Here is a 13,037-nt window from a genome sequence, read left to right on the forward strand (position 1 = left end):
GAATCAATCAGGCCGCCGCAAACCGCTTATCCAGATAATCAATAATCACCTTGGACTCATACATCCACGTGGTCTGCCCATTCTCTTCAATGCGCAGGCATGGCACCTTGATCTTGCCACCCTGTTCCAGCAGCGCCTGGCGGTCCTGCTCGTTGTTCTTCGCATCGCGCAACGCCACCGGCACGTTCAGGCGGCGCAGGGTGCGGCGGGTTTTCACGCAGAACGGGCAGGCGTGAAACTGATACAGGGTCAGGTCCTTGGCGGCCGTGTTGACCTGAGCCTGAGCCTCGGCCGGGCGCTGCTTCTTGCCGGGGCGGGTGATGAAGTCGATGAAGATGATCAGTTGGCCAAGGCCGACACGAAGCGCTTTTACGAACACGGTATAAGCCTCACGGGGCGAAAGAAGGCGCGCAGCTTACCTGATTTTTCACCGGCGAAAAAAAACCGGCGATGAGTGCCGGTTTTCTTCGTGGCGCAATTTACTTGATCAGGCTGAGAAACTCGCTGCGGGTGGCCGCGTTTTCGCGGAACTCACCGAGCATCACCGAGGTGATCATCGACGAGTTCTGTTTCTCCACACCGCGCATCATCATGCACATGTGCTTGGCCTCGATCACCACCGCAACGCCCAGGGCGCCGGTGACTTGCTGGACCGCATCGGCGATCTGGCGGCTGAGGTTTTCCTGAATCTGCAGGCGGCGGGCGTACATATCGACGATCCGCGCAACTTTCGACAGCCCCAACACCTTGCCGCTGGGGATATAGGCGACGTGGGCCTTGCCGATGAACGGCAACAGGTGGTGTTCGCACAGCGAGTAGAGCTCGATGTCCTTCACCAGCACCATTTCGCTGTTATCGGAGCTGAACAAGGCACCGTTGGTGACCTCTTCCAGCGTCTGTTCATAACCGCGGCAGAGGTACTGCATGGCTTTGGCGGCACGTTTTGGCGTGTCGAGCAGGCCCTCGCGGGAGACGTCCTCGCCCAGTTGGCCGAGAATCGCGGTGTAATTCTGTTCCAGTGTCACAGGGGCTGATTCCATAAGGGTTTCAGAGGGGTACTGTTTCTGTCCGTACCAATTTTGTACCAATCAAGCTCTTTTCAAGCTTCCCGAGTTCGCTCCAATCGGTGCTAGAGCTGATCCATCGGGTGTAGGTCGACAGCAATATCTGAACGCTATGACCGAGCTGAGTGGCAATAAACGCAGGGTTCATCCCCGACATGAGGCACATGGTAGCGTAAGTGTGACGGCAGTTGTATTGCCGGTGGGCACGAACCTCAATTAGATCGGCGCTGCTTGGGTTTGAACGGTGCTCAGCTTGGCGCGTTTGTCCACCCTCTCTCAAAGCGCAGTAGTAAGCCTCAAGCCTAACGTTTGCGGTTGGAATGAGGCGGATGCAACACTTTACGATTGAATGGTGGCAATATAGTCGCACATGTCACATGTGACAGATTTTTTGCATCACGTAAAATTCTTAGCCAGTCAAAATGGGAGCAGTATGAAAGAGGCCGATCTGAATGGAGTTGCAGTAGAACTGGTAAAGCAATTCGCACAACCATTGTTCTCGGCAGCAAAGACCCTGTCAAAACATCTAACTGATAAAGTAAAGGTTAGAATGGATATGTGTTTGACTGAATATATTAAAACTAACTATGTTCGTTATTCGCGTACTAAAACATTGCTCTACAGAGGGGCTCCCGTTAATTTGAGGGAGTTCTACGTGCGAACCGATTTGTCGACAGGCATGGACACAGTTTCAGAGTCTGAGTTTTTAGAGCTTGTCGAGACCAATCAACGTATTGTTATCACCGGCACCGCAGGCTCGGGAAAGTCTACCTTTTGTAGAAGTGTTTTTGTCGAATTGGTTGAAAAGCCTCAGGGTATATTTCCGGTTTTTGTAGAATTGCGGAACTTAAATACCGAGGTTGATTGTAGTCTTTTTAATTATATTCTAAAGATGTTGCAGGAGTTTGAGTCTGAACTTACGAAAAACCAACTTGAGGATCTGTTGAAACTCGGGAAGGTCTTATTGATTTTTGATGGGTTTGATGAGATTAATAATGATAAGCGGGGAGGCTATGAAGCAGAACTCACTGCGCTAGCAATTAAATATCGTAAAATTATGATTCTCGTTTCTAGTCGGCCAGATCATAGGTTTGGCTCGTGGGAGAATTTCTATCAATATGACGTACTACCTTTGGATAAAGAGAAGGCTTTAAGTCTAGTTCGGAAGTTGAATTACGATGCGCAGGTAAAGTCGAAATTTTTAACTGCTTTAGAAGATGATCTTTATGATAGGCATGAAAGTTTCGCTCAAAACCCTCTTCTTTTAACGATGATGCTACTGACGTACGAGCAGATCGCCGAAATCCCAAATAAAGTACACTTGTTTTATGAGCAAGCGTTTTTGACACTATTCAATAAACATGACTCGCTGAAAAGTCTGTATAAGAGAAAGTCATGGTCTGGTCTACCTTTGGATGATTTCAAGAAGGTTCTCTCAGCCTTTTCAGTACTCGGTTATGCCGATAAAAAGTACACTTTCAGCGAAGAAGAGCTTCTCGATTATGTCAAAAAGGCTGGTGGAGTATTTAGTATTGCTTTTGAGCCGGCTGACTTTATTAAGGACTTGCTAGATAGTGTATGTATTTTACAGCGAGATGGTTTGAATATTACTTTTACTCATCGATCCTTTCAGGAGTACTTTACTGCACTGTTCTTGGTAAGCTACGTGTCAAATAATAAATTCGATTTGTTTGATCGTGTGGCTCTGTCTAATACGAGGGATGATGTCATTCCAATGGTTTTTGATATGAATAAGGATTTGGTAGAGCAAGAGTGGGTGATACCGCGTTTAGAGAATTTCAAGAAGTTAATTGCAGCTGAGACGCCCGCGGAGCGGGTCGTCTGTGTTGAAAAAATATATGCAGCAATTAGGTGTCATAAGTTAGATAATGGATTGCATTACGGGTTTTCTGCAAGTTTGAAAGATGAGTGGGCTATGTTCATAAATCTTGTTTATAGCTTGTATCGAAAGGAACTGCTTTCTACGGCTAATCCGAGATATTTAGAGTTGACGTCAAATAATGACGGACTAACAGAATTGTTTGCTTGGGGTGGAGCCGGTGGTGGTTCCGTTAGAACGTTAAGTTTTAAGAAGCTTCGGGGACGTGCGGACGCATTTGACCTGGTAGGTGGGTCTCTGATGATGCAAAAGAGCTATGTTAGGTTTGATTTTTTAATGAGTAAGCTAGAAGCTCTAAAAACTCAATATGCGCAAAAGCAGAGTGATTTTGCTTCTATGTTGAAGGGGGGGGGATTGCTCGGTTGAGTACGTGGGTTCGCTGGGTAATTCTTTACTGCATCCGCAGCTGCGAACCCATGGTTCTATTTGGATAGCCACCTTGCTGTCAATTAAGTAGCTATTTATGTTTGATAGAGGCAAAGCTGTTTTCTAGCTTTGAGAGTTCGCGCCAGTCGGCGCTGGAGTTCATCCATCGAGCGTAGGTCGATAGCAACATATGAACGCTATGGCCGAGCTGGGTAGCAATAAATGCAGGATTCATACCTGCCATTAGACATATGGTAGCGTAAGTATGGCGGCAGTTGTATTGTCGCCGGGTTCGAATCCCCAATTCGGTCAGTGCCGCTTGGAAGTGTTTGTCGGTCACACTGGCCTGCTGGATGAATTCGAAGTTCTTGGTCGGTGGGAACACGAACGGTGACGCCGCCTGCTTGCGGCGGCTCTGTTTGGCTCGTTGTTGGACCACGCGCTCGGCCTCCTCAATGGCGTGCAACGCGCGACTGTTGAGCATGACTTGACGGTCTTTGCGGGTTTTAGTGCGCTCCTCGATCTGGTAATCCGCGACGATTCGACACACGTTGATCAGGCGCTTTTCCTTGTCGACTTCTTCCCAGCGCAACGCCGCCATTTCGCTGGGGCGCATGCCGGTATAAAAGGCGAACTCGAAATACGCCGCGTAGATCCGCATCGAATGGGTCAGGGTCTTATAAAGGTAGTCGATGATTACATTGGCCTCGACCACCGTGAACGGATCGATCGGCTTCCTGGTCTTCGCCGGCAATTCGATCGACTCGACCGGGTTACGATTGATCAATCCATCTTTCACCGCCGTACCGAACAGGGTGGTCAGCCGCTGGATGGCCGAGCGCTTCACGCCCGACGATGTCCATTCGATGTCGCCGACAATTTTACGCAGCATCACCGAGGTGATGCTGTCGATCGGTAGTAACGCCAAATAGGGCATCCAGTACAGGTTAAGGGAGGCGCGGTAGTTTTTGCGGGTGCCTGCCACTACCTCCCGGCTGTTGAGCCACTCCTGGGCGTACTCCCCGAATCGGAGAGTCGCCGAGTTGGTGGCATAGGCGGAGTTGGGAAACAGCTCGGCATAGCGTTGATCGTCGAGTACGCCATGTTTGATCAGGCTGGTTACGTTAGCGCGTAGATCGGCGGCAGCTTTAATCCCTTTCGGCGTTTGGGGATATGGGAGGGTCTCGCAGCGGCGTTGCCCATTCCAGGTGAAGCGGATACGGACGGACTGTCCAGCAAATTCAACTCCGGTGGGCAATCCCATTGGCTCTCTAGCCATGCCTCGTATCTCCTGATGCTGTAATAAATGCGGCTGTCGATGGTGTTCCAGACGCCTTTGGGGATGACCCCTCTGGCGCGTTTACCCTGCAACGCTCGGCGGGTTGTGCCGACCAGCTCGGCCATCTTGTCTTCTGGAATCTTGTCTATCTGGTACGTCTGGAGGGGCGATTCTTGTTCGGTGTCGAAGTGTTCATACCCCATGACAGGCTGCGCGGGCGGGCGACCCTGAGCGATAAGCGCTGCATGGTAAGCGTCTGTCTCGCGCAGCTTGTGGTGGGGGAGAAATGCATGGGCGGTGGGGCTGAGCCGTTTCATGCTGCCTCCCGCGATACCGATTTCAGAGTAAGAACAATCAGTGTGCCAATCTGTAATGCGGTCATGTGGTGTGCTCCTGGCGGTGAATGCTGACTGGTGGTGGCAGCCGTTTTGATTTACTCGGTTGGCTCGTCTTGCGGTCGCGGCATCTCTGCATCCGCTTTGTAGGCGCGGATGTCGATCAGAGAGGCAACGTGCCGGATGTGCGCGTACTTTGGTGCCTTGCGACTGGTGTCCAGGGTGGTAATAGGGAGCTGGATTCGACCGCTGTTGATCTCGGTGACAAACGACTGCTCGTTGAGGTTGCGGAAGTACTGTTCGCGTACTTTCTCCAGTGGAATTAGCACGTCACCGAAAATGCGGTAGAGCAACTCTACGGTCGCCGCCTCAGGGGCGGGTTGCAGTCGGAGCGGCGTTTGGCCTGTGTTAGTCATTGGCTTGCAGAGCCTCCTTGCGTTGTGTTTTTGCCGGGTGGTTCCAGGCGTTCAGACAGTGGCGTTTGGTCAGCTCGCGCAGATGTTCAGGTACTTCGAGGAGCGCGGCGTTGCGCTCCTCGCGTGTACGCATGGCGATGATCTGGCGGGCGTACTCCCTAGGCCACGTCACGTTTGTCTACCGGGATGGCTGGTAGCTCCAACCCCAGTTGCTCGGCCAGCCAACGGATGCCGGGTTGTTTGACCCGGGTTGATTGGGTGTACTGCATGCCGAGCTGGTCGTGGTACCAGTGGCCGTCCTTTACTCGCAGATAGTCGCGATCACGGGTAGGGAAGGTCGGCAGGTTCCGTTCATTGAGCAGACCCTTTTCACGCATCAGACTGATGAGCTTTGGCCGGGTTAGGCCGAGCTGGCCAGCGGCTTGCGCGAGCGTGCGTTCCATGGCATCCCCCTCACGCAGCGTGTGCGGCAGGTGTCGCCGCAGCAGCTAGGTGGCTAATGGACTCGACGACCTTGCCGTAGATCTCGACATCGGTGCCGCACACGGTGAAGCATTTAGTGCGTGGACTCTTTACGCCGATGCTCAGGATGGTGGTGACGCCTGGGCGGGTGTGGGTGCGGTGGATCGCGACGTGGAGGGGCAGTTCGAAACCCATGTCGAGGCTCAAGGTGCCGCCGGTGAATACCAGCTCGAACACGCGCTGCCTGTCCTGGATATCTAAGCGGCCGTAATCGCGCTTTGCGTGGGGCTGGCATATCAGATCCCCGGTGTTGCTCGGGTCAAACGGACCGTTGGCGATTTCTTCGATGAAATCGGCCAGCTTGAGGTGCATTTTCTTTTCGTTGTTCAAGGTCAGCGTGTGGCGTTCGCTGCCCAGCTCGACGACAAAAATGGTTTCTGCCGTGCCGCGTTCAACCTTGAGACGAAACGCCAAGGCTTTACGCCTAGGTGCAGATCGAAGTACGTGGTTGAATGTTTCGGTCAGGTTGACCTGGGCGTTGAGCAACTGCAGGGTTCGATTGTCGAGTTTGAATTTGCTCATGCTGCTTGCCCTCCACCGTTCGGATCGAATGGTGCAGGCGCGGGACGGGCTTTCGACTTGGGCCTGGTGGTGACAAACAAGCAGCCGCATTCGCGAGCTAGGCGCCGAATCTCGAAGACGCGGAACGGATCAGCTGTGGCGGGATGAACGTGCAGGGTAGCTGTGGTGTGCATGATAATGCCTCGCTCTGTGGTGGAAGAGTGAGGCAAATATCACGCACCGTGATTCATGTGTCAACACGAAATGTGATTATTCGGGCTTCTCGTGTGCAAACCGTGATGATTTGAGAATGCCACCAACTAGGTGAACCCTCGTTACGTCGTTTAGGTCAAGGTGCAGAGGGCTATGGTCCTGATTGACGCTATCGAACCGATAAACACCATCTCGTAAATAGATGAACTCCTTGATCATCGAGCGGCCGTCTCGAGTTTGTACCATCACCTCGTCTCCGGTGACATATAGCTTGTTGGGCTCGATGAGGACGTATTCTCCACTCTTGATTCGGGGATGCATGCTATCGCCGATGACTTTGAGTCCATAGGCATTAGGGTCGTCACTGTAGATGTGAAGATATCCATCACCGTGCCCAACCGGAAAGTCTAGCGCCTCGAAATAGCCATCCATTCCCAATTTCGCCGTGCCTACCACGGGAACCACTCCTTCCTTCGTAGAGCCGACGGGCCTGACTACGTTTCCCCTTTTTTTGGCATCGAGCAATAGCTCAGCTGGCTCATGAGTCAGCGGGCGGGAGTGCGTACCACTGATCAACTCTGCGACAGCCACACCTAACACGGGCGCAAGCACCATTAAATCAGTGAGGTTAGGTTCCCTGAGGTCGCTCTCGTAATTGCCTATTCGAGATTGCGATGCCCAGCCACATTCCTCAGCCAGCTGTTTCTGGCTGAAGCCTTTTTGTTTCCTAAGCCGCTTGATGCGGGAGCCTAAAGTTTCCATATGGATTTTTAACACGTATTGAAATGCTAGCTCTTCACTTTTCGTGTTGAAAAAATCACAAATCGTGTTTAGAGTGTTCGAAGTCAAACGGAGCCATCTTCATGAATCGAATTGCCTGCCTCAGAAAGGAGGCACAGATAAAACAGCGAGATCTTGGTGAATTGCTTGGTTGGACTCAGGCAAGGCTGAGTAACTATGAGTCTGGACACAGAATGCCAGGCCTTAGTGAGTGTCGAGCAATCACATCAGCGTTGAATCAATTGGGCGCAGCTTGCTCACTTGATGATGTCTTTCCTCCTTGTCTGGAAACATCAAAAGCTGCTTAGAAAAAAGGCGACCCAAGGGCCGCCTAGTTCCTCCCGGCACGCACCACCACAGCGGTGCCGGGTCGCGATAAAAGTAGACGGGCACACCACATGCAAACCGTCGATCTTTACCGCGCTTTCCAAGGCACGGATGCCTTGGTGTTGCTGCCTTTTCCACCACAGATAGGGCAGCTGTTGCGCCAGAGGTGAACGACGGATCGTTCGCCTCGGCACGGTGCCGGTGTCGATCCTGTAGATCTAACTGGCGTTTGGGCCCTTTCAAGCCACGCGGCAATGTATCACCACTACATGTCGCGAGGCACTGGCAACCTTAAGGATTAATGCCATGAGCCGAATCGCTCTGAGTTCTGTAGAACGGGCGCAGCAGGAGATCCTGCCTCTCGATCTAGCGCTTTACCATGCTGCTCGGGACTATCCCGGCGGAGCCGCTGCAATTGCCGCCACTACCGGTAGAAACGCCACCACTCTGCAGCACAAGCTGTCTCCAACTCACCCCAGTCACACCGTGAACATTCAAGAGTTCGGCGAGATTCTGGAGCTGACCAAGGACCGCCGCATTCTGGATGCAGTGCACGCGTTAGTGGGAGATACGACTTGGCAGGAACTGGCTGAGGCGTACACCAACGACATGCCTGAAACTTTGACCACTGGCATTGCGGAGTATTTTCGGCAGGTGGCGGATTTGGCTGAGACATGGGCCAAGAGCATTGGCGACGGTGTGGTGACTGATCACGAATTGGCCGCGATTCGCCTGCAGGTGTTTCGCGGTATTCAAGGGCTGCTGGGGATGTTCAACCGCGCCACGTATGTCAACCAGACAACGCGGGGGGCCGACCATGGCTGACATCGCCGACTTTGCTAATGACCTGGTGCAGGAGCGACTTGATCAGGCTCTGGCAGCTCGAAATGCAGTCAAACCTGTGACAGCCGCTCACTCTTTCATGTACTGCGAAAACTGCGAGGAGCCTATCCCCGAAGCTCGTCGTCTAGCCGTGCAAGGGTGCATTCACTGCGTGTCCTGTCAGGCTGTTGATGAAGTGTTGGAGGCCCGCCATGCTCGATGAGGTATTGGGTCAATTTACGGACTACGGCCTTGAACCAGAACAACCCCTGATCTTTGGCAAGCTGACTCGTTGCAAAACAGCCCAGGACCAAGGTAAGGAAAAGAACGGCTGGTATGTCGTCCACGAACACCGAACGGAAAAAGGTGAAACGCTGATCTTCGGCAGCTTCGGTGACTGGCGCTCCGGCGAGACACAGAAAATCAAGGTCAAGGCGGGACGGATGTCGCCTGAAGAGCGCGAGGTCATGCGCGCCAGGCAAGAAGATGCGAAGCGCCGTGCGGCGGAGATAGCAGCCAATGCATCACGTCGAGCGGCTAACCGTGCAGCGGGGCTATTCAAACGCATGCCTGAGAAGGGGCGCAGCGACTATCTGGATCGAAAGCAGATCGTTGGTTTTGGTGTTCGATACGCACCGCGCTCCGGCGCGTTTTTAGTGCCGATGTGCAACGTCCGAGATCAAATCGTCGGCCTGCAGGTGGTCTTTCCGGCGAAGCAGGAAGACACCGGCCGGGATAAATCCTACTGGCCCTACGGGATGTCGAAAGAGGGCGCGTTTCATCTGATCGGCCCACACCCAGAGCCGGGCGAGCCGGTGCTGGTGTGTGAAGGCTACGCCACGGGCGCCAGCCTGCACATGGCGACATCGTTGACGGTGGCCATCGCGTTCGATGCGGGCAACCTGCTGGTGGTCTGCAAAACCATGCGCGAACGCTTTCCGGGATGCCCGCTGATTGTCTGTCGCGATGATGACTGGAAGACCAAACGCCCGAATGGCGACCCTTGGAACCCGGGTGAAGAGAAGGCCAACAACGCCGCGTTGGTTGTCGGTGGTCAGGTGGTCGCCCCGATCTTCTCTGGTGAGCGGGAAGACAAGTGGACCGACTTCAATGACCTGCACGTCGCCGAAGGCTTGGACGCGGTCCGTCGCCAGGTGCTGGCGGTGGTCAAGCCACCAGCAGCAGGTGGCTGGAAGGATCAATTGGCTCGCAGTGAAAGTGGGGCATTGATCGCGCACATGCAGAACGTCGAGCTGATCCTCGGCAATGACGAACGTTGGGCCGGTGTTATCGGGTTCAGCGTATTCAGCTCGAAGATCATCAAGCTGCGGGCCGCACCGTATGGCGGCGGTGTCGGCGACTGGGCGGATATTGACGACATGCGGGTGATGAAATGGCTCGCGCAGCAATACAACTTGCGGGTCAAGGCATCCCATGTGATCGAGGCGGTGAGTGTGGTTGCCCATGACCATACTTTTCACCCGGTGCGTGATTACTTGGGGAAGCTTGAATGGGACCGCGTCCCTCGGTTGGAAAGTTGGTTGACCGACGTACTAGGCGTTCAGCCCAGCGAGTACTCGGCCAAGGTCGGCAAGCGCTGGCTGATTTCAGCGGTGGCTCGGGTTATGAAGCCTGGTTGTAAGGCCGACTCTGTGATGATCCTTGAAGGAGGGCAGGGCGAGGGTAAGTCCACGGCAGTGGGTATTCTCGGCGGCGAGTGGTTCATGGATACGCCGTTTGTCCTCGGAGACAAAGACAGTTTTCAGGCCATTCGCGGAAAGTGGCTGGTTGAGTTGGGGGAGCTGGACAGCTTCAACAAGGCCGAGAGCACCAAGGCCAAACAGTTCTTTTCGGCGTCCACCGATACCTATCGCGAAAGTTACGGCCGCAGAACAAACGACGTGCCACGCCAGTGTGTGTTCGTGGGCACCACCAACCAAGAGGAGTACCTCAAGGACGCCACCGGTAACCGACGTTACTGGCCGGTGTACTGCAATATGGTTGATCTGGAGAAAGTCCGCGAGATCCGCGACCAGCTTTGGGCTGAGGCGGTGTTTTGCTATGAGTCCGGCGATATCTGGTGGGTGACCAAGGACGAATCGTGGATGTTTACAGAAGCCCAGGACGAGCGCTTTGTAGTGGACGAGTGGGAGGGGCTGATATTGACCTGGTTGGAGGAGTCGCAGCTTGGTGAAACCGCAACTGGCAATGACATCTTGAGCCAAGCCCTCAAACTGGACTATGGACACTGGGGTAAGCCTGAGCAGATGCGCGTCGGGGCGATTATGCATCGCCTTGGATGGCGTAAGAAGCGTCTACCTGCGTTGGCTAAAAGCGGCGTGCGACCCTGGGCTTATCAGAAACCGGACGGTTGGGGACGGCCCTCTGCATTGCAGCAGGCACCGATAGAGGAGCCTTGCTTTGATTAAGCGTATCGATGAAATGCTTAAGCTCTGGGCGCAGGACCTGCACACCCCAATGACCGAAAACTACGGTGGAGCGAGTGGGGGCAACATGATTGCCATGCTGATGGAGTGTAAGGGTGAATTGATCCGTGGCACACGCGGCAGTCGGGTATTGCTGGATGAGTCGGCGGACATCGAGCTGATTGTTAATAAACACTTGTCACCCGAGTTGGCCCTGGTGGTAATGGAGCATTACTGCAACCACGACAGCTTTCTCTCGCAGAAGATGTTGCATTGCGGATGCAGCACGCCGACCTACTACCGTCGATTGCATGAGGCTCATGTGTGTATTGAAGGTCTGCTGATGGGCAAAGCTGCATGACCTTCGGTCCCGCTCTGTCCCGTAGTGTCCTACTGTCCGGCCTTGTCCTACCTCAGCTTTATCGGGTAGGACAGCCGAAGGCCGCGCAGCGTGAGGCCTGTCCTACTGTCCAACCTTTTTACACCCTGTCACGCACACATGAGTGTAGCGAGCAGGCATTCGCGCCTGTGGCGCGCATGCGTGTTTTTAGTTTTCTCTCTATACACGAGAAAAAAGTAAATAAAGTAGGACAGTAGGGCAGAGCCCCGTAATTCGGGGCTCTCAACTGTCCTACTTCGATGATGAATGGTAGGACAGGTAGGACAGTGCAAGAAGAGCAGATAGCCGAGTGGGTGTATTCGCCGACATTCGCTAGGCGTTCACTCTGCGTTACCCACATATTCACTGGGTGGCATTAAAGTGGGGTTGCTGCCATGAGAATCCACCTGTAAAAAGTAGTCATCTTCGATAGGTGCGACCGCAGAGAGCGGCAGGCGCCACACACCAAACCCGGCCATTGCGCCGGGTTTTTGCGTTTATGGGGTAGGGCGATGACGAACGAGCAGCAAGCGCTGGCAGAGATGCCCATCTGGTTAGTGATCGTCCTGGCCCTGGTCGGCGGCGTATCGGGAGAGATGTGGCGGGCCGACAAGGATGGAGCTCGGGGGTGGGTGTTGTTACGGCGCCTAGCCCTGCGGTCCGGTGCCTGTATCGTCTGCGGTGTGTCGGCGATGATGCTGATGATCGGCGCTGGCATGACCATATGGACAGCCGGCTCCTTGGGTTGCCTGACTGCCATGGCCGGTGCTGATGTCGCCATTGGGCTGTACGAGCGATGGGCCGCCAAACGCCTGGGCCTCAGCGAGTCATCGGCGGCTGGCGGTGAACCTGGGAAATGATGCGGCTGGAGATGCGCGACAACATCGACAACATCGTGAAAGGCCTGCGAGGGCTCAGCCGCAACAAGGTGCCGACTGCTGCGGCCAAGGCGCTGACGTTCACCGCCGAGCGGGTGCAGATCGCCGAGAAAGCCGAGATTGCTCGAGTGTTTGATCGTCCTACTCGTTGGACGTTGAACTCGATTTACAAGCGAAGCGCCACAGCCACACGGTTGTTCGCCCGGGTGTGGGTCAAGGATGAGGCCAGCTCAGGTGTGCCTGCATCGAAGTACTTGCCGGTGCATATCGATGGCGGCAACCGTCCGCACAAGAGATTCGAGAAAGCGTTGATTCACTACGGCCTGATGCCAGCCGACATGTACGCGGTACCTGGTCGGCGCGCCCGAATGGATGGCAGCGGCAACATCAGTCGAGGGCAGATTGTTCAAATACTGTCGGCACTCGGCGCTGCCGAACGTGTGTCAGGCTTCATGGCCAACCGCACGACCCGCAGTAAACGACGCAATCGCAATGCCCCAGACTACTTCGCGGGTCGCCCGGGCAATGGCACCGGTCCGTTGGGCATTTGGCAGCGTGTCGGCAACGGTGCGCGCCCCATCCTGATCTTCGTTAAGCGCCCGACCTATCGTCGTCGCTTCGACTTCTACGGTGTGGCCAACCGCGTCGCCGCTGCCGAGTTCGAGCCGCTGTTCCGACGCGCCTTGGCCCGCGAGATGGCTCGCGACTGAGGCCTTCGTCGATTCTACGGTTCAGGCTTGGACCGAGGCCTCATCCCCTTTTTTAATGGGTCCTTCTGGCGGCCTGAGAGATTGGGGTAATTCGAACCCCGATCTTTTTGCAGATTCAA

Annotated in this window: 17 protein-coding genes and 1 pseudogene; 8 read left to right on the forward strand and 10 right to left on the reverse strand. The window is 54.4% G+C overall.

Annotated features, from left to right (window positions below; translation table 11 throughout):
• Positions 1 to 7: 7 nt before the first annotated feature.
• From ACA057_RS08815 to ACA057_RS08825, 3 genes and pseudogenes are all read right to left on the reverse strand, one after another.
• Positions 8 to 379: a glutathione S-transferase N-terminal domain-containing protein gene (locus ACA057_RS08815; protein WP_008076356.1), complete on the reverse strand. Its 372-nt coding sequence runs from the start codon at positions 377 to 379 to the stop codon at positions 8 to 10.
• Between the two features lie 100 nt (positions 380 to 479).
• The gene (gene folE / locus ACA057_RS08820; RefSeq protein WP_010456659.1) at positions 480 to 1,025 is read right to left on the reverse strand and encodes a GTP cyclohydrolase I FolE; all 546 of its coding nucleotides are present in this window, start codon (positions 1,023 to 1,025) and stop codon (positions 480 to 482) included.
• Between the two features lie 22 nt (positions 1,026 to 1,047).
• Positions 1,048 to 1,275, reverse strand: a pseudogene (locus ACA057_RS08825) (site-specific integrase); the annotation flags it as partial.
• Between the two features lie 222 nt (positions 1,276 to 1,497).
• On the opposite strand from ACA057_RS08825, the gene ACA057_RS08830 reads away from it, so the two are divergent.
• Positions 1,498 to 3,330, forward strand: a complete 1,833-nt coding sequence (locus tag ACA057_RS08830; protein ID WP_497347538.1) for an NACHT domain-containing protein — start codon at positions 1,498 to 1,500, stop codon at positions 3,328 to 3,330.
• Between the two features lie 91 nt (positions 3,331 to 3,421).
• Here the strand turns inward: ACA057_RS08830 and ACA057_RS08835 are convergent, their stop codons facing one another.
• The 7 genes from ACA057_RS08835 to ACA057_RS08865 all read right to left on the reverse strand — a co-directional run bounded on the left by ACA057_RS08835 (position 3,422) and on the right by ACA057_RS08865 (position 7,445).
• Entirely contained in the window at positions 3,422 to 4,549 is a 1,128-nt protein-coding gene (locus ACA057_RS08835) for a tyrosine-type recombinase/integrase (RefSeq protein WP_497349843.1), read from the reverse strand.
• Positions 4,450 to 4,926, reverse strand: coding sequence for a hypothetical protein (locus tag ACA057_RS08840; protein WP_497347540.1), 477 nt, complete (start codon positions 4,924 to 4,926; stop codon positions 4,450 to 4,452). The genes ACA057_RS08835 and ACA057_RS08840 overlap by 100 nt, the downstream gene beginning before the upstream one ends.
• A gap of 116 nt (positions 4,927 to 5,042) precedes the next feature.
• The gene (locus ACA057_RS08845; RefSeq protein ID WP_497347542.1) at positions 5,043 to 5,360 is read right to left on the reverse strand and encodes a pyocin activator PrtN family protein; all 318 of its coding nucleotides are present in this window, start codon (positions 5,358 to 5,360) and stop codon (positions 5,043 to 5,045) included.
• Complete coding sequence (locus ACA057_RS08850) at positions 5,353 to 5,493, reverse strand: hypothetical protein (protein WP_497347544.1); 141 nt, start codon at positions 5,491 to 5,493, stop codon at positions 5,353 to 5,355. The genes ACA057_RS08845 and ACA057_RS08850 overlap by 8 nt, the downstream gene beginning before the upstream one ends.
• A gap of 25 nt (positions 5,494 to 5,518) precedes the next feature.
• Positions 5,519 to 5,803 carry a phage antirepressor KilAC domain-containing protein gene (locus tag ACA057_RS08855; RefSeq protein WP_497347546.1) on the reverse strand — a complete coding sequence of 95 codons (285 nt, stop codon included), beginning with the start codon at positions 5,801 to 5,803 and terminating at the stop codon, positions 5,519 to 5,521.
• Positions 5,804 to 5,813: 10 nt separating this feature from the next.
• Entirely contained in the window at positions 5,814 to 6,404 is a 591-nt protein-coding gene (locus tag ACA057_RS08860; protein ID WP_497347548.1) for a hypothetical protein, read from the reverse strand.
• A 249-nt stretch (positions 6,405 to 6,653) separates the two neighbouring features.
• Positions 6,654 to 7,445, reverse strand: a complete 792-nt coding sequence (locus ACA057_RS08865; RefSeq protein ID WP_497347550.1) for an XRE family transcriptional regulator — start codon at positions 7,443 to 7,445, stop codon at positions 6,654 to 6,656.
• Positions 7,446 to 7,459: 14 nt separating this feature from the next.
• Here ACA057_RS08865 and ACA057_RS08870 point away from each other — a divergent pair, with 14 nt between their 5' ends.
• The 7 genes from ACA057_RS08870 to ACA057_RS08900 all read left to right on the forward strand — a co-directional run bounded on the left by ACA057_RS08870 (position 7,460) and on the right by ACA057_RS08900 (position 12,918).
• Complete coding sequence (locus ACA057_RS08870; RefSeq protein ID WP_497347552.1) at positions 7,460 to 7,684, forward strand: helix-turn-helix transcriptional regulator; 225 nt, start codon at positions 7,460 to 7,462, stop codon at positions 7,682 to 7,684.
• 325 nt (positions 7,685 to 8,009) lie between these two features.
• Positions 8,010 to 8,528, forward strand: a complete 519-nt coding sequence (locus ACA057_RS08875; RefSeq protein WP_497347554.1) for a phage regulatory CII family protein — start codon at positions 8,010 to 8,012, stop codon at positions 8,526 to 8,528.
• The gene (locus tag ACA057_RS08880) at positions 8,521 to 8,748 is read left to right on the forward strand and encodes a TraR/DksA family transcriptional regulator (protein ID WP_497347556.1); all 228 of its coding nucleotides are present in this window, start codon (positions 8,521 to 8,523) and stop codon (positions 8,746 to 8,748) included. Before ACA057_RS08875 ends, ACA057_RS08880 begins: the two co-directional genes overlap by 8 nt.
• Entirely contained in the window at positions 8,738 to 10,954 is a 2,217-nt protein-coding gene (locus tag ACA057_RS08885) for a VapE domain-containing protein (RefSeq protein WP_497347558.1), read from the forward strand. Before ACA057_RS08880 ends, ACA057_RS08885 begins: the two co-directional genes overlap by 11 nt.
• Positions 10,947 to 11,312 carry a PA0613 family protein gene (locus tag ACA057_RS08890; protein ID WP_497347559.1) on the forward strand — a complete coding sequence of 122 codons (366 nt, stop codon included), beginning with the start codon at positions 10,947 to 10,949 and terminating at the stop codon, positions 11,310 to 11,312. Before ACA057_RS08885 ends, ACA057_RS08890 begins: the two co-directional genes overlap by 8 nt.
• Before the next feature lie 530 nt (positions 11,313 to 11,842).
• The gene (locus ACA057_RS08895) at positions 11,843 to 12,190 is read left to right on the forward strand and encodes a phage holin family protein (protein WP_497347561.1); all 348 of its coding nucleotides are present in this window, start codon (positions 11,843 to 11,845) and stop codon (positions 12,188 to 12,190) included.
• Positions 12,187 to 12,918 carry a hypothetical protein gene (locus ACA057_RS08900; RefSeq protein ID WP_497347563.1) on the forward strand — a complete coding sequence of 244 codons (732 nt, stop codon included), beginning with the start codon at positions 12,187 to 12,189 and terminating at the stop codon, positions 12,916 to 12,918. Before ACA057_RS08895 ends, ACA057_RS08900 begins: the two co-directional genes overlap by 4 nt.
• The last annotated feature ends 119 nt before the right edge of the window (positions 12,919 to 13,037 follow it).

The organism is Pseudomonas sp. LBUM1661 (genome assembly GCF_059695925.1).